Source organism: Blastococcus sp. TBT05-19 (assembly GCF_003319095.1).
In the GTDB taxonomy this organism is placed as follows: Bacteria; Actinomycetota; Actinomycetes; order Mycobacteriales; family Geodermatophilaceae; genus Blastococcus.
This window is the reverse complement of sequence record NZ_QOHI01000006.1, coordinates 108066-131297: the sequence shown is the minus strand read 5'-3', so window position 1 is coordinate 131297 and position 23232 is coordinate 108066. Positions and strand designations below refer to the sequence as shown.

The following is a 23232-nucleotide window of genomic DNA, read 5'->3' as shown; positions in this document are numbered from 1 at the left end:
CCCGTCAGTTCGTCTGCGTGTTCGTCAGGTGGCGGCCGATGTAGCCCACGACGATCGTGCCGCTTTCGGTGTAGTGGTCCAGGTAGTAGAGGCGAGGGCTCACCATTCCGATCCGCCCCAGCTTGACGTGGGCGGTCATGGTGGCCTTGCCGGACGGATCGACGCTGGCCGGAACAGGGAAGATCCGCTCGGCACCGAACTGCTTCATCGTGATTGCGGTTTCCGTGGCGGCGAACTTGGCGGGCGGGATCTGGCGGTAGCCGGACGGAGTGTTCTTCACGTAGTCGTCGACCCCGCGGTCGCACGCCCCATCTCTGCGTGCACGCACGTAGTCGGCCAGCGCGAGGAGCGCGTCCCAGGCGGTGTGCACGCACTTGCCCAGATGGTCAACGTCGTCGAGCGCCAGAGCATGATCCGGCTTTCCGGTGAAGACAAGGCCTTGCTCGCGCATGGCCTCCACCGCAGTTAGCAGGTCGGCGAAGGAATCTGGATACGCCGTCTCGGAGTCGGCCGGTAATGGCGCGAAGGCAGCGTCGTAGTTGCCCTGTTCCTGAAGACGCCCACGCAGCCAGCGGGTTTCGTCTTCCCGCTTTTCCAACGCCTCGTTGGTGATTGCGTGCTCGAGCTCCTCCTCCTCGAGCGACCTCGCGAGACCATCGATCCGGTCCTCGAGCTGCTCTATGCGGGCCTGCTGGTCCTGGATCTGTTGGGCGGCCCGTGCGATGGCCTCGGGGTTTGTGCGGGCGGCGGCAGCGCTTGCTGCAACCCGACGAAGCGTGGGTTCGTCGAGTGCGTCTATGCCGAGAATCGTCCGGGTCAGCTCGATCTCGGCCAGATAGCGCTCGGCCGCGGCTGCCAGATCGCCGGCGGGCGCTGGCTGTGGGGCCCGCGAGGACGGGGGAGCGGTCGGTGGCCTTTCCTCGAGGACCGCGGCCGGTGGCTGATGCTCGGCGATCGCCTCGACGATGGCCTGGTTGGCCAGTCGCTCGAACATCCGGCGCACTCGCTGGACAGACGGGGGCGTGGGCCGCGCGGCGGCGTGGTTGCGAGCAGCCCGGCCCAGCACCTGGCGCACGTGGCCGTCGGCCAGTTTTGCCAGACTCGCGGTGCCGAAGATGCGATGCCGTCGCCCATCGATTCGGACGGCGGGATCGACGCCGGGCAGGTAGGTGCGCAATGCCCACGGCGGAACGCCGTGTGGCTCTCCGAAGGAGCGGGAGAGTGTCGCGGTGGCGGCCGGGTCGAGCACGATGACCTGCGCGAGCCCGTAGACCTCACGGGTCCACTTCTTGACGGCCGGGATGAACCTGTCGAAGGGGATGCCATCCGTGGCGGTCCCTGCCACGAAGACGAGACCGTGGCGTTCCTCGTCGCACAGCAGGTCCATCACTTCGTCGAGCTGGTGCTCCCGCACGACCTGCGGCTCGTCGGCGAACTGAAGTTCACCGTCGGCCAACGGAAGTACCTGCATGAGGTACCTCGCGAGCGCAGGCACGGCGACGAAGTTGCCGTTCGCATTCTCGACATCCAGGGAGATCCATCCGCCGCCACCGGAGCGCTCGTGCGCTATCAGCTCGGTGGTCCAGGCGCCGCGTGACGGGTCCGGCTCCACGAGCCGGGCACGGAGGCTTCGCGATTGCCCGTCCTGGTGGTGCCGCACGGCGAAGGAGCGCACACCACTGGTGAGTCGACCGTCAGTGCGGACGTCGACATCCCAATCCTTGCGCTGTCGCAGCCAGGAAGCGAGCTGGTCCTCCACAGACTGCAGCCAGGGCGTGGGGGCGGCACAAGTCATCAGCGCGCGGTAGTCGAGCGACCGACCGCCGTCCACCCCGTCGACGGTGGTGCCCGCGGGCGCAATGCCGACCATCAGGACGCTCCCGGACCCGCGGCATCGGCGTCCCCGGGGTCGTCGCCCTCGACGTCGTCGGCCTCTTCGGCGAATGCCTCAGGGGCTTCCGTGCCGGGGAGGTCCTCGTCCCAGTCGCGATTGACCGGTTTGCCCATTGCGCCCTCGATGAGTCCGACGAGGGCGTTCCGGCGGGCCTCGAAGTACGCATCGAAGTCGCCGGCACGCAGGGTTGCCGGGTCGATCGCGTGGCTGCGGATGATGTCGTCGACCGCCTCGGGCGCGATCCCGTTCGAGTCGAGGCGGGCCATGTACTGCTTGGGGGAGACGCCGCCGAGCTGGATGTTGGTCTTCTTCGCCAGCGGTGTCTTGTTGATGATGCTTTCGCGGTAGCTGGGGTCGATGCCGTTGTCTATGCACCACTTGTGCGGAAAGACGTGGTGGATGTCGACCTGCATGTCCTCGTACGTCGCCTGATCGATGACCTTGTGGAACTTCCAGTCCACGCAGGGCGCCTGCTGCGCCATCAGCAGCGCGTAAACACCCTTGTAGGCCGCGGACCCCCGGGTGCGCATCGACAGCAGCCGGGTTTCGGCAAAGGATGCTCGGGCGACGGTGTCCGGCTGCGGGGCGGCGGAGCCGTCCTTGGCGGCCAGGGCCCAAGCGGGCACCTGTTCAGCATCCCGAGCGATCTTGGTCTCGATGGTGCTGCCGTACAGCTCCCCGAGCACACCGCACCAGAACCACTGCCGGATCCGGTTGCGAACGGCGTACAGGTCGATGTCGTCGCCGACTAGAACGCGCACGACCGCGAGGGACACGAGCTGGCTGCGGTAGGCGAGCCCGCCGGCGGTGTGGAAGTGCTCGCCTTTGAGGAAATGCGCGACCCAAGGCAGGGCCTTGCGTAGACGGTCGGACCAGTCCAGATACCGATCCAGGTCTAGGGCGAGGATGTCTTCCTTGCGTGCACTGGTCGCGGTCGGCTTTGACTTGCCGTCAGCGATGTCCTGCCTGCGCTGTTCCAGCGTCGCCAGGATGCTGACGCCCTGCAGGAAGTCGGTGGCCTGCAGCCCCGCCAGCACCTGGTGCTTGTCGCGGACGGCGGTCGTGGCCTCCCAGTCCTCGCCCAGCCGGAAATCGGTGCCATGGGCCTCGAAGTAGGCCCGGTCGCCCGCGAAGGTGGCGGTCAACAACTCGAAGACGTTGAGCGGCAGACCCCCGGTGTTGACCTTTTCAAAGACCGTAGCGACGGCGTCCTTCGAGGTGTCCTGTCCAAGTTTGATGGCCGGGATGCGGTAACTGGTCAGCGGCAACAGAACCTGCTGATTGAGCTGTTGCATGAGGAGTTGCCGTCGCGGTGTGTCATCTGGACCGCCCGCAGCGAGATAGCCGAGCAGCCAAGTCATCGCCCCGCCCGGGGCAAAGGGAGCTGTCATCGGCATTAGGCCGAGCTGCTGTTCCTTCTCGGTCGTGGATACGTCGAAAACGACGTCTCGGCCGAAGTTCTCCGTTACGAGCCCATCATGCGGTAGTGAACGGACGGCGGCGTCCTGGTCCTGGGACGTGCCCACGGCCTGCTCGATGTCGAGGTAGTACTTCCGGCGCAGCTTCTTCCGCCGGTCGTCCTCGGTGTCGACGATGCCGTCATCAGACAAGGCCTGAAAGAGGGACGTCGTCCGCTGCTGCCCGTCGAGTAGCAGCAGGCTGGGCTCTTGAACGGCGCCTTGAACTCCGGTGACGGGGCGTGGCTTGAAGCGCACGTTCTTGCCGCCCGTCTCCAGCACCATGACGACCCCCATCGGGTGGCCACGGACGATGGTGACCAGAAGCGAGCGGATACGCTCGTCGTCCCACTTGTAGTCGCGCTGGAAGTCCGGAAGCTGGAGATGACCCGAGGCGGCCCAGCTGAGTAGGTCACCGATGCTGTAGTGCGGGGTCTCGAAGCTCACTCGGTGTCCTCGGCGTCGTAGTCGAAGGTGCCTTGAACATTGGCCGGCTTGAGAGCCGCGCTGCGAGCTGCTGCGTCGAGGTCAATCCACGACGTGCCGAGCCCGTTAAACAGGAGAGCGGACGACGTCCATCCGCGCCGCTCGCAGATGCTGTACAGCAAGTAGGCGAGTTCCTTGACGACGTCGAGGTCCACACGCTGGCCCGCGCTCGCCATGATCGCGGCGGCAGCTTCGGCGCCGCGCTCGCTCACTGCCTTGGCCAAATGCAGGGTGACTTCCCAGACGCTTGTGCGGAGGTCGGTCAGCGGGTCCCAGTCCTCACGCAGGTCCTCGGGGGCAAGGAGCCGTGCCGTGCCAGCAACAGCCCGGAAAACCCCGCCGCGTTGAAGGCCCTCGGTCGAGGTATTGGTCGCCCGCGCGAGCACGTCGGCGGTGCCGGAGTCGGCCTCGCTCCACTGGTACTGGCTGAACCATTTCAAACAGAAGCGGGTGTCCGAGTCAAAGTCGCCCTCCTGCTCGGAGAGCGTCTCGTCCAGCACCTGATTGATAAGCGCCAGCGCCGTGCGCACGCTCATTTCCGATCCATCGGACTCAACCACACGCGAGTAGCGGGTGAAGACGGCCATGCCCGGCCCGATTGCTGCCTGCGCGAGGTCAACGGGAGCCACGCTGCCCTGCTGTAGTTCTCGCAGTGCTCCCGGCAGGGAGTCCTTCAATGCCGCGATGAAGCCGCGTCGAGTGGTCGCCTCTGCGTGTTCTGGGCGCGGTCGGCAGGCAAGTACAACAGAGGAAGCAAGCGCGGAGATGCCCTTCTTCAGACTCGTGACAAGTTCCGTTCGCATCGGCCACGTTGCAGTGACCATTAGGCCGGCCTCGATAAGGCCGTTGAGCATGGTTTCCCAGCCCGTTGAGGCCGTGCCGGAGTCATCCGATTCAGCTTGCTTGAAGGCGTAGAAGACCGTGATCGGGATATTGATGGCTTGATTACGGCTTATCTGCTTGAAGGTCGCGACGAAGCCCCGCTCGAAATGCTCCTCGGCCTTCTTCCTGCTTCCTTCGAAACGGAACGGGGTCGCAACAAGCTCCTCCGTCTTAGGCGTTAGAAGGGTCCCGGTCTCTGTCGGGAAATATGGCGCCAAGGAGCGGCGAAGCCAGACGTAGAAGTAGTCGGATAGGTCGGCGTATCCAATGTTGTCGTAGTAGGGCGGATCGGTGGCAATTGCGCTTCCGGCGATGATGGCGTCCTGTGCATTCTTCTGACGCACTGAAGTAGCAGTGACAGCCGGCAGTCGGTCCAGGACTTTAGCGATCGCAATACCTGTCAAGCGAAAGCCGCCGCCGGCATCTGATAGCGGGTTAGCCTCGGCGAAGTCCCAGGTCATTGGGATTGCTTGGCGCGAGTATGCCTGTGTTAGCCGGTCTGGGCTCGATTGCCAAGTAGCAAGGCTCGTATTCGTCAAGGAAAGTTTATCTACGCCGAACGCTTGGTACAGGCTGATCGCATCCGCGTAAGCGCGCGCCTCGGTGGCGGCAAGCCCAGCGTTCGAGGCGTGCGACTCGACAAGACTGTGGACGTCTCCTACGAGGTCGCTAAATGTCGTTAGCGCAACTAGCTGGCGATTCGTGAATAGGTCAGCGAACCTGGCCAGACCGAACGCGGGCGGGGAGAACCAGCGGCCATTTCTTGAGATCTCCCCGTCGGGGGCGTTCTCGGGGCGTTCTAAGTTGATCGCGCCCATATGAATCTCGTCGGGACGAAGGTAGACGCGTTGCCGTTCGCCCTCGGCAACTACCGCCATCAGGCGCGCCCCCATTCTTCCCGCCGCCGCTTCCGTTTTCACGTATGCGTCAGTGGTTGTGTCTCGGCACACCAGGCAAGTGAATCGAGCGCCACGTCCTTGCTTAGGCGGGTCGTCAGGCCCACCGTTGCCGGTCCTTACGTCATAATCGACCCGACCATCAGCCACGACGGGCTGAATCCACGCGCGCCGGTCCTTGCTTTTGGCTAGCCACCACGTGCTTGCCAGAGGGATCTCCGCGCCGCAGGCAGGGTTCGGGCATATTGCGGTTCGCGCCCAGATCCACGCGATCGCCGTTGCTCTGGTCCCGTCGGAGAGCGTCGCCTTCGGATACAGGTGCCCGATTCGTTTCTCCGCCTCGTCGCGCATCCAGGCGCCGTAGCGGCGCACGTCCTCGGCGAGTCCGGTAGCGCGGGGCCAGTAGCCGGCGGCGTCGTCCGCCGCGCCGGGGAAGACAGGCGGCCGTCCCGCCCACTTAGGCGGGATCTCAATAAGGGCCTTGTTGATCAGCACAGCTACGGGGTTAAGGTCGCTCGCGTGCGCGTCTAAGCCGAGGCGCTGCGCTTCCAGCGGAATCGAGCCGCCGCCGGCGAACGGATCGAGGATCGGCGGAGGGCTACCGTCCGTCGACCTGAGAATCTCGGCGTGCGCCTCGGCTAGCAGCTTCTCATTGGTCGAGTTGTCCCACTTCACGAGTTCCTCGATTAGCGCGAACAGGCGCTGCCGCTCGGTGTCTTGCGCCTCCTGCGTTGGGAACTCGTCGGGTCGGGCCGACGGATCGTCGACGAGCTGCGCAAATAGGACGGCTCGCGCGGCGGCCAGCGGCCGGCGGGCCCACCAAAGGTGCAGCGTGGAGGGGTGGCCGTGCCGGATCGACTTCTCGCGCGCGGACTCACGGTTGATCGCTTCGAGCGGCAGGGCAACCTCGATGAGCTTGCGGCGGACCTGCTCAGTCATTGCGGGACTCCTGCTTCTTGGCGCTGCGCTTGCGTGGTCGGGAGGAAGGGAACTGCGGGCCGGGGCCGTAGGTGACGGACGGTCCGCGCTGCGCCTCGGACGTCTTAACGAGGATCTGCCGGTCCACCAGATCGGCGAGAATGCGAGAGGCGGTCGGCGTGTCTACGTCCACGAGCGTTCGCACGATGCGGCCGTTGACCTGTCCGGCTTCGCGGACGATCTCGATGACCTTGCGGTCAGTGTCGTCGCTGACCCGCCGTCGGTAAGTAACCGCTGGTCCGAGGGCGGCGACAGCCTGGTCGCGCAAGCGGTAGATGCCGGCGCGTGCGTTGGCTGACTCGCGGGTCCGCTCAATGAAGCCGACCGCCGGGGTTGCGAGCTGCAAGAGGATGGCCTCCACCTCGTCATCGTCCTTCTGCAGCGTGGGCGCTAGCTCGGACGCTGTGACATTGCGCTTTCCCAGCAGTGCGAGCATGACTAGCAGCGTGTCTGGATCGGATCGTCGGTCTTCGGGAAGGGTCGTGGCGAACCGGGTTACCGCCGTATTGGGCGCTCCGCCATGCAGCGTGACGGCCACTCGAAACTGGTCGCCTGTGAATGTCGGTGGCTGGTGACCGACCTTCACCATCTCGGCGTACATGCGGTCCACGCCCACGCCAGCGGTCTCGGCGAGGCCGAGCTGGCGAATCACGCCAGCCAACGCTGGATTTCTTGGCCGCGAGCTCACGGTGAGAATGTTCTCGGGCGTCACACCCAGCACGAACGCCCCTGGAGAGGTCACGGCGAGGCGCGTGCTGGAGTGCTCGATCTGCACCATGCCGGTCGACTGGTAGTCCCGGTGCATGAAGGCGTTGACGACTGCCTCGCGGACCGCCAGGTCGGGAAGGTCGGCAATGAAGAGTTGCTGGCCGTTGGGCAGGTTGACCGGTGTGCGATCGACCCGGTTCTCGATCAGCTCGAAGGTCCGAAGCAGCGCGGTAAGCCCCGGCGCAGACAGCTGCTGGTTCGTCGAGAGCTCTCCGGACCGAGAGCGGCGATGGACGTATGAGATGAGGGGGCTTGCTTCGTTCGCGACCAGAAGCAGCGCTCCGGCGTTCGTCAGCGTCCCCGCCGTAGCGAGCAGACCCAGGCGGCGGAGCATGTCCCGGTCCGAGCTGTCGGCCCAGCGGCGGCGCTCCGCATCTGGAGCCTCAGCCAGAAGCCGTCGTGCCTCTGTCAGGGTGCCGGCAACGACGGCCGAACGAGGAACTCCTGAATCGGCGGCAGACCAGTCGTCGCCGCGCCGTTCGGCCACGACCGCAGCGATCCGGACCGCGGACATTGGCTCGCATGCGGTGCCGACGCGTTCGGTGGCCTTGCCCTTCACCTGGTGAACGTCCGGACTGCGCGGCGCGGTAATCACCAGTAGCCGCTGCTCGGCCCAATTGTGCTCCTCAACCGTGACGATGAGGGGCGGGGAGGTGACCTCGTAGATGCGCCGCTGCAGTCGGTTGGGGTCGAGCTGCGTTCCGACGAAGGCATCGCGGCCTGCCTTCCGGTCCGCGACGCCAACGACGATGCAGCCGCCGGCCGCGTTCGCGAAGCAGGCGGCTGCCTCCGCAAGGTTCTCTGCGGTGTCCCCAGGAGATCGGCCGTCCGTCTTGAAATCCAGCGTGGGGGACTCCGCCGAGCTCGCTCGAGCGCCGTCTTCCACCGACTGGAGGGCACCTGCAACCCACGGTTTAAGCGTCACAAGTTTCCCCCGAGTTTTGCGTAAGTCTGAGGGCTCAGGGTAACGCAAAACTTCGTGTAAACCGCGCAGCCGCCGGGGTGGCTCCGGCTGGTTTGGGGACTACCCATGAGCCGCAGCACCAGATCCGCGACCCTGGCCACCGCACTCAACGAGGCGACCCGCCCTGCCGCCACGTCTTTGCCCAGCCAAGCACCAGCTTGGTCACCCGAAAGTCATCGGTGCTCGTGCCGTCGAACGGCCGCAGCAGGTACCGAACCTCGTCATGCGCCGGACCCTCGGGGCTGACCTCAACCAGCGCCAGACGGTAGTCGTCACCCAAATTCTTTGCGGTCAGCACCTCGTTGTGGGTGATCGTGAAGTCGTCGGCGCCGGAGATGCGGCCCTTGACCTCGATCCGCAGCACCTGACCGTCGGGCGCTACCGACCTGATGTCCCAGCCCGGATTGTTGTGCGGCATCTCCTGCGGTGCCCGGCCGAGCGCGCGCTCGGCGGCCATGACTGCCTCTATCGCGCGCCTCTCGACGAACGCCGTCTCTTGGGCATACGTCGACGCCGGTTCCTCGCGCCGTCCGGTGAGCCGGTCGAGCAGCCCCTGCGGAAGTACGAGGGCGGCGCCGGCAACGGTGGGCGGGCGCACGGACAGGCGAGCATCGTCATCCAGCTCGGCCAGTCGGCGCTCGAGCCGCCGTTCCAAGTCCCGGGCCCGTCGGTGCGCCGTCTCCGGGCGAATCTTTAGGGTCCGGCCGGCCGCCTCCTGGTCAAGCAGCTCGGCATGCCGGGTGTCCCAGTAATTGATCTCCGCACCGAGTCTGCGGCGGACCTGATCGCGAGTGCGTTCCACCATCGGCAGCACGCGCCCGGTGACCTGCCGCTGGTGATCCTGCAGCGAGTGCTCGATCGCCCAGCCTATGGCGATCTCCTCAGCGCCACGAGATAGCCAAGATTGGTCGAAGACCTGCTCGATCGATGCCAGGGCGTCGTCTGGCACCTTCTCGTAATCCAGGTACGGCGCGGGTCCCGCGTGGCGCACCTGGCCGTTGGGCAGCAGCTCGACGAAATCGAAGCGCTTGGAGACCGTTCGCGGTTGCGGCCGACCGTCGGTGATCTCCTCAGTCAGCGCCACCAGCAGCCGCGGCGTCTCGCCCTGGTCGTTCGGATCGACGAGAACCGCGCCGGTCTTCAAGTTGTCATGGTGCCGCTCGATGGTCAGATCGACGACGGCATCCAGCAGTGGATGGCCCGGTGCGATGAGGTCGGCGGGCGGGGTGCCCGGAACCGTGACCTTGTCGCGGCTGAACGTCACCCGCTCGTAGGAAGCGAGGACGGGCGCCGCTATGCCGATCATGCGGTCGCGGTCGCGAATGGCGCCGGGCACGTGCGAAATCTGGTAGCGCCCGCTCTCGCGGCGCGCCCGCTGGCCACCGAGCCGTGCGAAGGCGTCCAAGAAGAAGGACTCGATGAAGTGCGGTTGCAGGCGCCGGGCCTGCGCCTCCTCCAGGCGTAGCCGGATCTCCTCGACGTCACCGCCATCGAGCACCTGGCGGTGCAGCGCTCGCTCGGCGAGCAGCTCGTCGAGTCCCTGGCCCACGCTCTCGTCGATGACCGTGTCGAGGTGCGCCCGGACGTCGGGTTGGTCGCCGTAGCGAATGGCCTGCATCAACAGATCGCGCAGCGGGTTGTTCTCGAAGGCGTCGCCTAGGACGTCGAAAACCTTGCCGGCGTAGGCACGGCGCATCTCGTCGATCTTGTGCAGCAGCTTGAGGAATACCTCGCCCTCACGGGTGTTGCGCGCGACCAGGTTCCAGAGATGGCACACCTCGGTCTGGCCGATTCGGTGAATCCGCCCGAACCGCTGCTCGATCTTGTTCGGGTTCCAGGGCAGGTCGTAGTTGACCATCAGGTGTGCTCGTTGCAGGTTCAGGCCCTCGCCCGCGGCGTCCGTGGCGACCAGAACGCGAACATCGGCGTCCTGCGTGAACTGCTCCCGGACGGCGCGGCGCTGCTCCCGGCCGACGCCACCATGGATCGCGACCACGGCCTCTTCACGGCCGAGCAGGGTGCGAATCCGGTCGACGAGGTAGTTCAGCGTGTCCCGGTGCTCGGTGAAGATGATGATCTTGCGCGGACTGCCGTTGGCGTCGCGAATGAGGTCGTGCGCCGTCAGCAGGTCGCGTAGCTCCGACCACTTGCGGTCGGTCTCTGAATGGCGGACACGAGTGGCGATTTCGACGAGGTCGGCGAGGTCGGCGATCTCGTGGTCGAGCTCGGCGATGGTGCGAGCAGCCGTGGCGGCGTCGACGACGTCCTCTTCGAGCTCCTCGAGCTCTCCGCCGCCGAGGTCGTCAAGCCGGTCGTCGAAGTTTTCGTCGTCGCGCCCGAGAATCGTGTCAACCCGCGTCCTGAATGAGCGGTCGTCGTCGCCGCCGCTGGCCATCTCGCGGCGCCGCTTCTCCAGGCGCGCCTTGCGGCGTTCGAGGCTCCGCAGGATCGCCTCCGGGCTGGACGCAAGCCGGCGTTGCAGGACCGTGAGCGCGAAGCCGACGGTGTTGCCACGCCGCCCCTCGCCCTGCGCCTTGAGCTTGTCGGCGCGGTTCATCTCCTCGCGGACGTACTGCGTGACCGCCTCGTACAGTTCCGCCTCGCCGTCCGAGAGGTCGTACGGAACGGTGTAGGCGCGCCGCTCGGGGAAGAGCGGCTTGCCCTCCATGGTGAGCAGCTCCTCCTTCACCATGCGGCGCATGAGGTCGGCCGGCTCGACGGTGTGCACGCCGTCGCGGTACTTGCCCTCGAACCGGTCGCCGTCGAGGAGTGCCAGGAAGAGCTGGAAGTCCTCCTGCTTGCCCGAGTGCGGCGTCGCCGTCATCAACAGCAGGTGGCGGGTGACGCGGCCGAGCAATTGGCCCAGCTGATAGCGCTTCGTCGTCTTCAGCTCGCCGCCGAAGTAGTGAGCCGACATGCGATGCGCCTCGTCCACGACGACCAGATCCCAGTCCGAGCGCTCCAGGCTCGCCATCAGGTCCTCGCTGCGCGACAGCTGATCCATCCGCGCGATCAGGAGCGGCTGGTTCTCGAAGACGTTGCCCTGCAAGCTGGCATCAATAAGGGATCTGGTGAGGATCTCGAAGTGCAGGCCGAACTTCTCGTACAGCTCGTCCTGCCACTGATCGACCAGGCTCCCCGGAGCGACGATCAGGCAGCGCGCCAGGTCGCCGCGCAGCAGCAGCTCCTTGACGTAGAGCCCGCACATGATGGTCTTGCCCGCGCCCGGGTCGTCGGCGAGCAGGAAACGCAGTGGCGTCCGAGGGAGCAGCTCGTTGTAGACGGCGGTGATCTGGTGGGGCAGAGCCTGAAGGTCCGACGTGGAGATCGCCAGCATGGGGTCGAAGAGTGCGGCGTATCGGATACGCAGGGCCTCAGCGGCCAATCGCCAGGCGTCGGCATCACCGTCGAAGGCTCGGGTACGACCGCTGCTGACCAGGGACATACCAGCCTCATGGTCGCGACCCAGCACGGTCTGCCCGGGGCGACCATGCGCGTCGGTGTAGGTCAGGATGACGAAGTTGCCGCCCTGCCACTTGGTCGAGACGACGTCGACTGTTGTATTGCCGACGGCCCCAGCGACACGGACGCCAGGCACTAGGTCCTCTAGGCGCGCAGCCAGCGCCGCTTCAAATCTCGACGTCTGTGCCCCGTGCTCGCTCATGATCACCCTTCGTCGGCTTGGTACAACCGGAACCCTAGGTGACCGCAACCACTTTCTTGGGTGATGGCGCGGGTCAATCGCTCCAAGCGGTCGGCCCGTCAGCAGCAGGCGTGCAGCGGACGGTGCGTGCAGGGCCACCGCAAGCGGAGCGACACAGGTGTCCTACTGCAGGTCTTGAGTCAGGCGTTCAGTCGCGGCGTTGATCTGGGTCACAAGCCGGACAAAGTCACTCATCGGCACCGTGCCGCCGCCAAGCTGTACGGTGATTGCTTCCACTCTTCGCATCTCAACCTCGGCCGCTTGAACCAGTGGGTGATCCCGCCGGCCACCTAGTCGGATAGCGCGAGACGCGGTCCGGCTGAAGAGCGAAACAGCGTCATCGAAGAGCTGCTGAGCTTGCGCCCTCACCTCAGCATCGCTTGTCGGTTGTGCGCCTTGCCCGGGTGTCAGAGCCACAGACAGAAGCTCTCACAGATGGTCGATAAGCACCCGCCGGCTCGATTGGCATAAGGCGCTACCCACACGTCGGGCTGGGGTCCGGCCTGGTTGAGCCGTGCGCGACGTTGCAACGTGGGATGCCTTGGTCATGCGCATCCAGGAACGCGCCCTTGGTGGGCATGGGTGTGGCCGCCCCCACGAAGCTGGTCAAGGCTCAGCTGCCCTTCCTCGACCGGCTGGCCGGACACCTCGCGAGCTAAAGCCACGGCTAGGGTCCGGAGCGGTGTCCGCACCGCCCTCACATGGAGGTCCTGTGTCCCGGCTCGACCGTACGTCAGCGGAGCCGCTTCCCCGCGCCGCCCGCCTCGCCGCAGCGGCGCTCGGGCGCCGGTGGAAGCTGCCGGCACCGCTCGGACCGGTGAAGGTGCTGCGCGACCAGGACGCCCCGATGCGCGACGGCACCACTCTGCGCGCCGACGTCTACCTGCCCTCGACCGACGGACCGCACCCGACGGTGCTGCTGCGGTCGCCGTACGGCCGCGGCGCCGCGTTCGCTGTCTCGATGGCGGTGCCATTCGCCGAGCGCGGTTACGCCGTGGTGATGCAGAGCGTGCGCGGCACGTTCGGCTCCGGCGGCGAGTTCAGCCCCGTGGTCCACGAGGAGCACGACGGGCAGGACACCGTCGTCTGGCTGCGCGAGCAGCCCTGGTTCGACGGCCGGCTCGCCACCCTGGGTCCCAGCTACCTCGGCTACACGCAATGGGCCCTGGCCCTCGACCCGCCACCTGAGCTCAAGGCGATGGTGCTGCACATCGGGCCGCACGACCTCGCCCAGGCCGGGATGATCGACGGCGCCTTCCAGCTCACCAACCTCTCCATCTGGACCGACCTCATCGCCCACCAGGAGCAGGTCGGGTTCCTCCGCGGCCTGATCCGGCTGGGCACGGCGGAGCAGCGGCTGACCCCGTTCCTCGGTGACCTGCCGCTGCAGGGGCTGGCCGAGCGCTTCGGCGGCAACCCGGCACCGTGGTTCGACGAGTGGCTCTCCCACCCGGACCTGGAGGACCCGTACTGGGACCGGTACCGCGCGACGCCGGCCGTCCACTCGAGCACCGTTCCGACGCTGCTCATCGGTGGCTGGCAGGACTGGTTCGTCGAGCAGACGCTCTACCAGTACGCAGCCCTGCGCGACCGCGGCGTCGACGTCGGCATGACCATCGGCCCGTGGGCGCACCTGGCCATCGATCCGGCGGTCACGACGCCGGAGAGCCTCGCCTGGCTGAACACCCACCTGCCCGTCGCCGGCGCGGAGCCGTCCGAGCCGCGCAAGGCCCGCGTCCAGGTCTTCGTCACCGGCGCCCGCACCTGGCGCAAGCTGCCCGACTGGCCGCCGGCCACCGCCGACCGCACCTGGTACCTGGCCCCGGACGGCCGGCTGGCGGACGAGGCGCCGGCCGAGGCGGGGGAGACAACCTTTCGCTACGACCCGATGGACCCGACGCCGTCGGTCGGCGGCCGGGTGCTCGCCGGCAGCGCCGGCCAGCGCGACAACCGCGAGCTCGAGGCGCGCGACGACGTCCGGACCTTCACCACCCCGGCGCTGCGCAAGCCCGTCGAGGTGCAGGGTGGCGTCAAGGTCCGGCTGCACATCGAGTCGGACAACCCGTACGCCGACCTCTTCCTCCGCATCTGCGACGTCGAGCCCAACGGGAAGTCGATCAACCTCACCGACCGCCTCGTCCGGCTCGATCCGGCGCCGGCTGAGCAGCCAAGTAAGGGGCCGAGGGTCGTGGAGACGACGCTGCCCGACACCGCCCACCGCTTCCGGGCCGGCCACCGCATCCGGCTGCAGGTCTCCGGCGGCGCGCACCCGCGCTACGCCCGCAACCTCGGCACCGGCGAGCCGGTCGGCGAGGCCACGCACGGCGTCCCGGTCACCCACCGGATCTGCTCCGGCGGTGCGGCGCCGTCGTCGATCACGCTGCCAGCCGTCTGACGACGAGGCGACAAGGGGAGAAGTCGACTTCTCGACCACATTCGCACCATTCGCACCACGCGTCCGTGGTGCCCCGAAGTCACCCGCGAACGTCGGCATCGGTTCGTACCGTGGAGCCGTGGCCAAGCACTTCACCGATGAGACCGCCGAGTTCGTCATGCCCCGCATCGCGCGGCACGCCGCTCCGGATGCGACCCCGGAGCTCGAGCTGACCCAGCGGTTCGTGCCCGAGTTCGCCCCGGCGCGCCCCGGCATGCCGGCCGTTCCGCCGCGGGACAACCGCACCCGCTGACCCGAAGCCGGCCACTGGTCGGCCGTGCTCGACGTCGTCTGACGACCACGCCGGGGCCGTAGGACGTTCCCGGTTCGGCAGGGGAGACTCCCTGGCGAACCGGAAGGGGTCCTCATGACGCTCGACGTCCAGCTCGTCGGCACCACCACCAAGATGGCGATCGTCAGCCTGCAGCCCGGGCAGGTTGTCTACAGCGAGGCGGGGAAGTTCCTTTTCTCCTCCGGCGACGTCGTCATGGAGACCAAGCTGTCGGCGCCGTCCGCATCGGGCGGGCAGGACGCCGGCGGGTTCGGCGGCGGTTCCGGGGCCCTCGGTGGGTTGCTGCGCGGGGCCATGGACGCCGGCAAGCGTGTCCTGGCGGGCGAGTCGTTCGCCTTCACCCACTTCTCCACCCGCGGCGGCGATGGATTGCTCGCCCTGGCCGGGGTGCTGCCCGGCGAGATGCGGGTCCTCGAGCTCGACGGGCGCACCACCTGGTTCGCCGAGAAGGACGCCTTCGTCGCCGCCGAGGCGGGCGTGAACTTCGACATCGCCTTCTTCGGGCTCCGCCAGGGCTTCGCCGGCGGCGAGGGCTTCGTGCTGGAGAAGTTCACCGGCGTCGGCAGCCTGCTGATCGGCGGCGCCGGGGACTTCATCGACATCAACCCGGCCGACTACGGCGGCAAGCTCCGCGTGGACACCGGCTGCATCGTCGCGTGGGACCAGAACATCCGGTACGGCGTCGAGCGCATCGGCGGCCTCAACCGCCAGGGCGTCATGAACGCGATGTTCGGCGGCGAGGGCATGTCCCTGGCGACGGTCGAGGGCAACGGCCGGGTGATCCTGCAGTCGGTCACCATCGACGGGCTGGCCAAGGCGCTGCAGAAGAACGCGGGCGCCGGCGCGAGGTGACCGGGCGGCGTCAGCCCCGTTCCAGCCGCTCCAGCGCGGCGGTGAAGCTGGCGTTCCACAGCCCGAGGTGCGGCCAGCGCTCGGCGACGTGCGCCGTCGCCTCCTCGACCGTCATGCCCTGCTCGCGCACCAGCCAGCCGCGGAGCACGAGCCCGGTGCGGGACGCTCCGCCGTGGCAGTGCACGAGCAGCCGGTGGCCCTCGGCCTGCAGCGCGGCCATGTCGTCCAGGACGTCGGCGAGCATGACGTCGAGGTCGGCGTTGTGCTCGTTGTCGGCGATGTAGGCCATCCGCTGCAGCTCGTGCGGGAACGGCTCGCCCAGCCGGCACAGCGAGATGACGGCGAAGTCCTCCTCGCTGTACCGGGCGCCGTCGAGGTTCGCCGCCCAGATGCCGGGCAGCACCTCGGCCGGGCCGATCCGCGGGATTACGCCGGGGTCGTAGTTCTGCTGCACCCCGCCGTCCAGCGCGGCGGCGAGCTGCTGCAGATCGGCCACCCGCCACACGCGATCTCCGTGCCCGGGCACGCGGCCATGCACCACCGACGCCCACCGGCTCGGGATCGCGCCCATGCCGAACACCGCACCCGCGAGCCCGCCGGCGACGCACGCCACCGTGTCGGTGTCGCCGCCCAGGTCGATCACCAGTCGCAGCACCTCGGCGAAGCCGCGCCCGTTCCGGAGCGCCCACACGGCCTGGGCGAGCGTCGGCCACACCGCGCCGTTCGACTCGGTCGCGTCGGCCGGCTGCCAGTCGTCGGCCAGCACCACGGCCCACCGCTCGCGGTGCTCCGGAGCCACCGCGTCCAGCACGGACGGGATCGCCGCCAGCGGGTCCCCGCCGTCCAGCGCCACCCGCATGAGCTCGTGATAGATCGCGCAGCCCTCGCCGGCCGACGGGTCGCCGTGGGTCAGCATCGAGAGGCGGCGGGCGGCGTCCATGGTGGCCTCGCGCCCGTCGCGGGAGAACCGGATGGCCGCGGGCGTCGTCCGCATCAGCGAGCCGTTGCCGGCCGCGTGCCCGGAGGCGGCGAAGTGCTCGGCCGCGGCGACGCCCCAGGGGCGGCCCGAGCCGAGGACGGCGCGGGTCTGGTTGCCGATGTCCGGCGGCCCGGCCGCCGCCCAGGCCCGAAACCGGTCGAAGACGTCGGCCGGGTCGAGGCCGCCAGAGGCCACCAGCGATGAGGCCACGAGCAGCGCCATCTGGGTGTCGTCGGTGAACTCGCCCGGCTCCCAGTCCAGCGAGCCGCCGCCGCACATCTCGGTCTTCGAGCCGCGTGCAGGGGAAGGGAACCGCGCGGAGAACTGCCCGGGCGGGCCGAACTCGAACGGGGCGCCGAGCGCGTCGCCCACGGCCGAGCCGACGAGCGCGCCGGCAACCCGGTGCGAGCGGTGCATCGACGGCACGGCAGCTCCAGACGATGGCGAAGGGGAGTGCTGCCGATCATCACCCACGGCTCTGCGAGGCTCACCTGGTGCCTCCCGTCCGCAGCTCCGGCGTCCTGCTCCACCGCCGCACCAACGACGGCGTCGAGGTGCTGCTCGGTCACATGGGCGGGCCGTTCTGGGCGAAGAAGGACGACGGCGCCTGGTCGATCCCGAAGGGCGAGCACGACCCGGACGAGGACGCCGAGGCCGCCGCTCGCCGCGAGTTCGCCGAGGAGCTGGGTGCACCAGCGCCAGAAGACCTGCACCCGCTCGGCGAGGTGAAGGGCCGCAAGCTGCTCGCCGTCTGGGCGGGCGAGGGCGACCTCGACGCCGATGCGATCACCAGCAACACCTTCGAGATCGAGTGGCCGCCGCGTTCCGGCCGCTTGCAGAGCTTCCCCGAGATCGACCGCGCCGCCTGGCTCGACCTCGACACCGCCCGCGCGAAGATCGTGAAGGCGCAGCTGCCGTTCCTCGACCGGTTGGCCGCCCACCTCGCCGAGGCCTGAGCGACCATACGAACGACGTCGTCCCGAAGGAGCCGAGCATGCCCGCCCCCGGAACCCCGCTGGAGAAGCTCGGCTTCCTCACCATCGGCCTCTTCGACCCCGCCGACCCGCGCGCCGGCCACGAGAGCACCCTCGACGTCATCGCCCTCGGCGAGGAGCTCGGCTTCGACAGCGCCTACCTGCGGCATCGCCACCTGCAGTTCGGCATCTCCTCGCCGATCGCCGTCCTCGCCGCGGCCACCCAGCGCACGAGCCGCATCGAGCTCGGCACCGCTGTCATCCCGCTCGGCTGGGAGAACCCGCTGCGGCTGGCCGAGGACCTCGCCACCGTCGACCTCCTTTCGGGCGGCCGGCTGAACCCGGGCGTCAGCGTCGGCCCGCCGATGCGCTGGGACGACGTCAAGCAGTCGCTGTACCCGGACACCGCCGACGTCGAGGACTTCAGCTACGAGCGCGTCGAGCGGCTGATCCGGTTCGTCCGCGGCGACCAGGCGGGCCCGGCCCGCGGACGCCAGGGCATCGAGGAGTGGTCCGACCGCGTCGAGCCGCACTCGCCCGGCCTGCAGCGCCGCCTCTGGTACGGCGGCGCCAGCACGCGGTCGGCGCAGTGGGCCGGCGAGCACGGCATGAACTTCCTGACCAGCAGCGTGGTCAAGGCCGAGGGGGAGTCGACCGACTTCGCCGCGATCCAGGCCGCGCAGATCCGCGCCTTCCGCGAGGCGTCCCCGGCGGGGGAGGCGGCACGGGTCTCGCAGGGCCTCGTCGTCATCCCCACCGACTCGGCCACCGACGAGCAGCGCGCGAAGTACGCCGCCTACGTCGAGAGCCGCGCGGGCCGCGTCGGTACCCCGCAGGGGCCGGGCCGGCTGCTGTTCGCCCCCGATCTGCTCGGCACGTCCGAGCAGATCGCCGAGGCGCTCTACGCGCACGCCGGCTTCCGGGAGGTGCGCGAGGTGGTCTTCGCGCTGCCGTTCAGCTTCGAGCACGAGGACTACGTGCAGATCCTCACCGACATCGCCACGCGCCTCGGTCCGGCACTCGGCTGGCGCCCGGCAGGCTGAGAACCTCACCCACGTGGGTAGTGCACCCCGGTGCGAGCGGTGCAGGCGGTCAAGTCGTGGGCCCGGAAGGCCGACGTACTACAGGTGAGCCGGTCCGCAGCGCCCGAGGTGGCGACGACGCGCGTCATGGCGCGCACGCTGGCCACCTTCTTCGCGTTCGGCGGGACCGCGGCGCTGTTCATCGTGTCGAACGTTCCGCCCGGCACGGAGAAGACCCTGCTCGTCGGCATGGCGTCGACCGCGCTGGTCACGGGCGCCGTCGTCGGGCTGTGGGGTGCGCGTTGGCCGCGCGGCTGGTTCCACGTCGCGGTCGGCGCGGCGACCGTCCTGATCGTCACCGGGGTCGGGATCGCCCCCGATCCGCTCACCTCCTTCGCCGCCGCGGTGCTGATCGCGTTCGTCGTCGTCGACGCGCACTTCTTCTTCAACGGCCCGCAGGCGCTCGCGCACCTCGCGGTCGCCGTCCTCGGCATCACGGCGGCCCTGCTGCTCTCCGACGGCGTCCCGATCGGCGCCACCGTGGGGCTGGACCTGGTCCTCATCGGGATCGGCATCGTGATCCGCCGCCTCGTCGTCCTGGCCTCCAGCGCCAGCCTCGACCCGCTCACCGGGCTGACCAACCGGCGTGGCTTCGACCAGGCCCTCGACGAGTTGCTGGCCGACGCGACCCGCACGCGCGTGCCCCTGTCGGCGGTGCTCCTCGACGTCGACCACTTCAAGTCGGTCAACGACACCCACGGCCACGAGGAGGGCGACCGGGTGCTGCGCCGGGTCGCCGACGTCTGGCACCGGGAGCTGCCGGGCATCGCGGTCCTCGCCCGCCACGGCGGCGACGAGTTCTCCCTGCTCATCCCCGGCATGCGCGGCGGCGACGCCCTCGCCCTGGTGCGGCGGGTGTGCGCGCTGCACCCCGACGTCCCGCTCTCCTGCGGCGTGGCCGAGTACCGGCCCGGCGACAGCGCCTCGCAGCTGATGCGCAGCGCCGACCGCGCCCTCTACGACGCGAAGATCCTCGGCCGGAACCGGGCGCAGCTCTTCGAGGACGGCGCCGACGGCGCACCGACCGGCCGGACCCTGCGCTCCCGCTGACCCGTCAGCCGGTGCCCTCGGCGGCGATGAGGTCGGTGACCTCCTGCGGCGGTTCGCTGCAGTCGTCGTCCGACGGCTCCTGCTCGGAGGCGAGCCCCTCGACCCCGGCGTCCTCGACGGGCGTGAAGCCCAGGGCGTCGAGGTGCCGGGGCACCCGGTTCTGGGCGTTGATCACGTGCGAGCGGGACAGCCAGCCCAGACCGTCCTCGACCTGGAAGTCCATCCCACCGCCCGGTGCGCGGCGGACGTGCCCGGGCGAGGGCAGCAGGCCGACCAGCTGCACCGACTCCGCAGGCGACAGCGACTCCGGCGGGGAGTCGAAGTAGTACCAGCCGGCGGCGCAGACGCCGTAGATCGTGGGACCGAACTGCGCGTAGTTCACGTAGAGCTCGAGCATCCGGCGGTCGTCGAGCACGAAGGCGAGCTCGACGGCCAGTGCCGCCTCGACCGCCTTGCGCCCGGCGCTCAACTCCTGGTTGAGGAACAGGTTCTTGGCCACCTGCTGCGGGATCGTGGAACCCGAAGGGTCCTCCTCGCCGGAGAGGTGGGACCACGCCCGACTCCACAGCACGGTCCAGTTGAAGGCCCCGGCGCGGTAGGGGAGCGCGGCGTCCTCGTGCGCGATCACCGCCGCGAGGAAGGTCCGGGACACGTGCTCGACCGGCACCGACTGCTGGATCGACCCGTCGGGGTTGGCCGCCATGAAGGCGGTCGTCGGCGGATCGACCCACCGCAGGGAGAGCAGGAGCAGCGCCTGGACGACGACGAGGACGGCCAGCACCCGGGCGATGCGGGCGAGCAGCCGGCGGGGGCGGCGGGCCCGGCCGCGTCGTCGGCCGCGCAGGGGTGCGGGCGGGACCGGGCGCCGGACGTCCCGGTCGTGCGGCCGACGACGGTCGCCCGACCGCGGACGTCGCGGTTCCTCGCGCGGCGGAGCGGGCTCCGGAGGTGGGTACCAGTCGTTGCCGGCCGGTGGCGGCCGGTCGAAGCGGGGGCCGGGTGAGGGCTGGTCCTGCGGGGAGTGGGCGGGACGGCCGGACGGAGGAGCCGGCGGCGGGGCGGCCGTCGGGCGGCGGAACCGCCGGGTGGACCGGCGGTCCGGCGGGACGGAGGCCATGAGGGGTGCTCCTCCGGTCGGCGTCGAACCGTCATCGTACGGCGACCCGGCGTGGAGCCGGCCGTCGTTCCGGTCACCCGGGTGGGCGGATCAGGTCCGCCCGGATCTCGATCCGGTCTCTTTCGGTTTGCACAACTCGATCGCGCCCCACCTAGCTCGTGTGATCCACACCAAGGACCGGTCCAGCACGGCGGCCGAGACCTTCCTCGCCGACAGGGTGGCCGACCACACGGCCCGCGCACTGCACGTCGCCCGGCGGATCGTGGGGTGCGACCGCATGGCCGAGGACGTGGTCCAGGAGGCCTTCCTGGCGTACTGGCGCAACCCGGCGGCCTTCGACGCCGACCGCGCCGCCTTCGCCTCCTGGTTCCTGTCGATCGTGCACCACAAGGCAGTGGACGCGCTGCGGCGCGAGGTGGCGCTGCGCCGGCGCTCCGACGACTTCGCCGACACCACCGCCCAGGTGTCGCCGCCCGACGTCGTCGACGTGGTGGTCGGCCGCATCGCCGACGCCCGGATGCGCGCTGCGCTGGCGACGCTTCCGGCGGCGCAGCGCGAGGCGCTCGTGCTCGCCTACTGGGGCGGTTACACGCAGCGGGAGATCGCCGAGCGCACCGAGACGCCGCTGGGCACGGTGAAGACCCGCACCATGCTCGGCATGCGCCGGCTCCAGGACGCGCTCGGCACGGTCGTGCCCGCGCCTCGCCGTCCGCAGGCCGCGTAGGGACGGCGCCCGCGGCCTGGGGGCGCTGGGAGCAGCGGCACTCCTGGTGCTCGTGGGGACGGCGCCGCGCCGTCCTCCGTCGATCGCGCGCTGCCCCGTGTCAGATTCCGGTGGTTGCCCGGGACAACCGTCCGGGCAGGAGCATGCACACGCACACGGGGATCACCATGACTCAGCCACCTCCCTGGACGCCGTCGCAGGGGCCGTTCGTCGAGTTCACGAAGCCGGGGCTCCCGGAGAAGAAGCCGTTCTACAAGCGACCGTGGTTCGCCGTCGTCGCCGGAGTGGTCGTCCTGGGCGCGATCGGGAACGCGGCGGGCAGCGCCGACGAGAAGCCGGCCGAGGCCGCCGCGACCAGCACGTCGGCCGCCGCGCCGACGACGACCACGGCTCCGACCACGCCGGCACCGCAGCCCGTCGCACCGCCGGTCACGCCCACGCCGGCGCCGACGTCGGCCGCTCCGGTCGTCGACTTCGTCATGCCGGACCTCGTCGGCACGGACCTGCAGACCGCGCAGAACACGGTGCAGACGCACAACGTGTGGCTCAGCGTCTCGCACGACCTGCTGGGCAGCCGGAACCAGGTGCTGGACTCGAACTGGATCGTCTGCGACCAGAACGTCCCGCCGGGTCAGCGGGTCACCGGCGACGTCGAGGGCGCCATCGACTTCGGCGTCGTCAAGCGCGAGGAAGCCTGCCCCTGACCGACGACGGAGGGCCCGACCGGACGCATCCGGTCGGGCCCTCCGTGCGTTGCCGGCTCAGCCGGTCACGGCAGACCGGCGTGCGGGACGTCGACCTCGGTGGACACCAGCACCGCCTCGCGCACCGGCGCCCGCGTGTGCTCGTAGAAGTCCGGCGCGCAGCACAGCAGCAGCGTCCGGCCGTCGTCCCCACCGAGTGCGCAGGCGAAGACGCCCATGCCGTCGGGCGCGGCGATCTCGTCGACGATCGACCCGCCCTGGGCCACGCGCAGCACCCGTGAGTTCAGCCCGTCGGCCACCCAGACGTGCCCCTCGGCGTCCAGGGTGCAGCCGTCGGGTGCGACGACGACCTGACCGATGAGCTCCTCGACCGACCCGCCCACCGGCTCCGGGCCGAGCTCGGCCCACACCCGCCGGTTGGTCAGCGAGCCGTCGGCGGCGATGTCGAACGCGGTGAACCGGTTGCCCCACGTCTCGCCGACGATCAGCGTGCCGCCGTCGGGCGTGATGACCGAGCCGTTCGGGAACTTCAGGCCTTCGGCGGCCACGGTGACCGTGCCGTCGGGGTCGACCCGCTTCACCGATGCCTCGGCCGGCGCCCCGCCGCCCATCAGGTCGAAGCCGAAGTCACCCACGAACGCCCGGCCCGACGCGTCCACGACCATGTCGTTCAGGTGTCCGCCGCAGACGTCGGACAGGTCGGCGTGCGTGGTCACGTCGCCGTCGGACACCCGCAGCAGGCGGTGGTCCTTCATGGAGACGACGAGCAGCGAGCCGTCGGGCAGCCAGCCGAGCCCGGACGGTTGGTTCTCCACCTCGAGGACGACGTCCTCGCCGCCCTCGGGCCGCACCCGGCTGACGGTGCGCCGGTAGAAGTCCGACGCCCACCACGCGCCGTCGTGCCACCGCGGCCCCTCGAAGTAGGAGCCACCCTCGAGCACGGTCCGGAACTGTCGATCACCCATGGCCGGACGGTACGGCCTGGTGACCGCCGCC

16 protein-coding genes are annotated in these 23232 nt (G+C 69.2%); 8 read left to right on the top strand and 8 right to left on the bottom strand.

Going from position 1 to position 23232, the window contains the following annotated elements:
• Positions 1-4: 4 nt before the first annotated feature.
• The 5 genes from DQ244_RS16245 to DQ244_RS16225 all read right to left on the bottom strand — a co-directional run bounded on the left by DQ244_RS16245 (position 5) and on the right by DQ244_RS16225 (position 11989).
• Entirely contained in the window at positions 5-1870 is a 1866-nt protein-coding gene (locus tag DQ244_RS16245) for a hypothetical protein (protein ID WP_113812541.1), read from the bottom strand.
• On the bottom strand, positions 1870-3798 hold the full coding sequence (locus tag DQ244_RS16240; protein WP_113812540.1) for a DUF262 domain-containing protein: 1929 nt from the start codon (positions 3796-3798) through the stop codon (positions 1870-1872). The genes DQ244_RS16245 and DQ244_RS16240 overlap by 1 nt, the downstream gene beginning before the upstream one ends.
• Positions 3795-6554, bottom strand: coding sequence for a DUF1156 domain-containing protein (locus DQ244_RS16235; RefSeq protein WP_113812539.1), 2760 nt, complete (start codon positions 6552-6554; stop codon positions 3795-3797). Before DQ244_RS16235 ends, DQ244_RS16240 begins: the two co-directional genes overlap by 4 nt.
• Entirely contained in the window at positions 6547-8247 is a 1701-nt protein-coding gene (locus DQ244_RS16230) for an ATP-binding protein (protein WP_147251545.1), read from the bottom strand. The genes DQ244_RS16235 and DQ244_RS16230 overlap by 8 nt, the downstream gene beginning before the upstream one ends.
• A 184-nt stretch (positions 8248-8431) precedes the next feature.
• On the bottom strand, positions 8432-11989 hold the full coding sequence (locus tag DQ244_RS16225; protein ID WP_113812679.1) for a helicase-related protein: 3558 nt from the start codon (positions 11987-11989) through the stop codon (positions 8432-8434).
• A 751-nt stretch (positions 11990-12740) separates the two neighbouring features.
• Between DQ244_RS16225 and DQ244_RS16220 the strand changes: the two genes are divergently transcribed.
• From DQ244_RS16220 to DQ244_RS16215, 3 genes are all read left to right on the top strand, one after another.
• Positions 12741-14423, top strand: a complete 1683-nt coding sequence (locus DQ244_RS16220) for a CocE/NonD family hydrolase (RefSeq protein WP_158544590.1) — start codon at positions 12741-12743, stop codon at positions 14421-14423.
• 118 nt (positions 14424-14541) lie between these two features.
• On the top strand, positions 14542-14715 hold the full coding sequence (locus DQ244_RS19465) for a hypothetical protein (protein WP_158544586.1): 174 nt from the start codon (positions 14542-14544) through the stop codon (positions 14713-14715).
• 114 nt (positions 14716-14829) lie between these two features.
• The gene (locus tag DQ244_RS16215) at positions 14830-15606 is read left to right on the top strand and encodes an AIM24 family protein (RefSeq protein ID WP_113812536.1); all 777 of its coding nucleotides are present in this window, start codon (positions 14830-14832) and stop codon (positions 15604-15606) included.
• 10 nt (positions 15607-15616) lie between these two features.
• Here DQ244_RS16215 and DQ244_RS16210 read toward each other — a convergent pair whose 3' ends face one another.
• Positions 15617-17002 (bottom strand): ADP-ribosylglycohydrolase family protein, encoded by a 1386-nt coding sequence (locus DQ244_RS16210; RefSeq protein ID WP_113812678.1) that lies wholly within the window; start codon positions 17000-17002, stop codon positions 15617-15619.
• A 77-nt stretch (positions 17003-17079) separates the two neighbouring features.
• Between DQ244_RS16210 and DQ244_RS16205 the strand changes: the two genes are divergently transcribed.
• The 3 genes from DQ244_RS16205 to DQ244_RS16195 are packed head-to-tail and all read left to right on the top strand — an operon-like array spanning position 17080 to position 19691.
• Positions 17080-17541: an NUDIX domain-containing protein gene (locus tag DQ244_RS16205; RefSeq protein WP_233491652.1), complete on the top strand. Its 462-nt coding sequence runs from the start codon at positions 17080-17082 to the stop codon at positions 17539-17541.
• Positions 17542-17579: 38 nt separating this feature from the next.
• Positions 17580-18602, top strand: a complete 1023-nt coding sequence (locus tag DQ244_RS16200; RefSeq protein WP_113812534.1) for an LLM class flavin-dependent oxidoreductase — start codon at positions 17580-17582, stop codon at positions 18600-18602.
• A 30-nt stretch (positions 18603-18632) separates the two neighbouring features.
• Complete coding sequence (locus DQ244_RS16195) at positions 18633-19691, top strand: diguanylate cyclase (RefSeq protein WP_147251544.1); 1059 nt, start codon at positions 18633-18635, stop codon at positions 19689-19691.
• Between the two features lie 4 nt (positions 19692-19695).
• On the opposite strand, the gene DQ244_RS20180 is transcribed toward DQ244_RS16195, so the two are convergent.
• Positions 19696-20808 (bottom strand): transglycosylase domain-containing protein, encoded by a 1113-nt coding sequence (locus tag DQ244_RS20180; RefSeq protein ID WP_113812532.1) that lies wholly within the window; start codon positions 20806-20808, stop codon positions 19696-19698.
• Positions 20809-20968: 160 nt separating this feature from the next.
• Here DQ244_RS20180 and DQ244_RS16185 point away from each other — a divergent pair, with 160 nt between their 5' ends.
• Both DQ244_RS16185 and DQ244_RS16180 read left to right on the top strand, forming a co-directional pair.
• The gene (locus tag DQ244_RS16185; RefSeq protein ID WP_158544584.1) at positions 20969-21532 is read left to right on the top strand and encodes an RNA polymerase sigma factor; all 564 of its coding nucleotides are present in this window, start codon (positions 20969-20971) and stop codon (positions 21530-21532) included.
• Positions 21533-21699: 167 nt separating this feature from the next.
• Complete coding sequence (locus DQ244_RS16180) at positions 21700-22236, top strand: hypothetical protein (RefSeq protein ID WP_147251543.1); 537 nt, start codon at positions 21700-21702, stop codon at positions 22234-22236.
• 65 nt (positions 22237-22301) lie between these two features.
• Here DQ244_RS16180 and DQ244_RS16175 read toward each other — a convergent pair whose 3' ends face one another.
• Positions 22302-23201 carry an SMP-30/gluconolactonase/LRE family protein gene (locus DQ244_RS16175; protein WP_113812529.1) on the bottom strand — a complete coding sequence of 300 codons (900 nt, stop codon included), beginning with the start codon at positions 23199-23201 and terminating at the stop codon, positions 22302-22304.
• Between the last annotated feature and the right edge of the window lie 31 nt (positions 23202-23232).

Excerpts from the sequence above, each read along its gene's own strand:
- DQ244_RS16215 (WP_113812536.1), top strand. The coding sequence starts at position 14,830 with ATGACGCTCGACGTCCAGCTCGTCGGCACCACCACCAAGATGGCGATC.
- DQ244_RS20180 (WP_113812532.1), bottom strand. The coding sequence starts at position 20,808 with ATGGCCTCCGTCCCGCCGGACCGCCGGTCCACCCGGCGGTTCCGCCGC.
- DQ244_RS16175 (WP_113812529.1), bottom strand. The coding sequence starts at position 23,201 with ATGGGTGATCGACAGTTCCGGACCGTGCTCGAGGGTGGCTCCTACTTC.
- DQ244_RS16225 (WP_113812679.1), bottom strand. The coding sequence starts at position 11,989 with ATGAGCGAGCACGGGGCACAGACGTCGAGATTTGAAGCGGCGCTGGCT.
- DQ244_RS16180 (WP_147251543.1), top strand. The coding sequence starts at position 21,700 with ATGACTCAGCCACCTCCCTGGACGCCGTCGCAGGGGCCGTTCGTCGAG.
- DQ244_RS16210 (WP_113812678.1), bottom strand. The coding sequence starts at position 17,002 with ATGCACCGCTCGCACCGGGTTGCCGGCGCGCTCGTCGGCTCGGCCGTG.
- DQ244_RS16235 (WP_113812539.1), bottom strand. The coding sequence starts at position 6,554 with ATGACTGAGCAGGTCCGCCGCAAGCTCATCGAGGTTGCCCTGCCGCTC.
- DQ244_RS16245 (WP_113812541.1), bottom strand. The coding sequence starts at position 1,870 with ATGGTCGGCATTGCGCCCGCGGGCACCACCGTCGACGGGGTGGACGGC.
- DQ244_RS16200 (WP_113812534.1), top strand. The coding sequence starts at position 17,580 with ATGCCCGCCCCCGGAACCCCGCTGGAGAAGCTCGGCTTCCTCACCATC.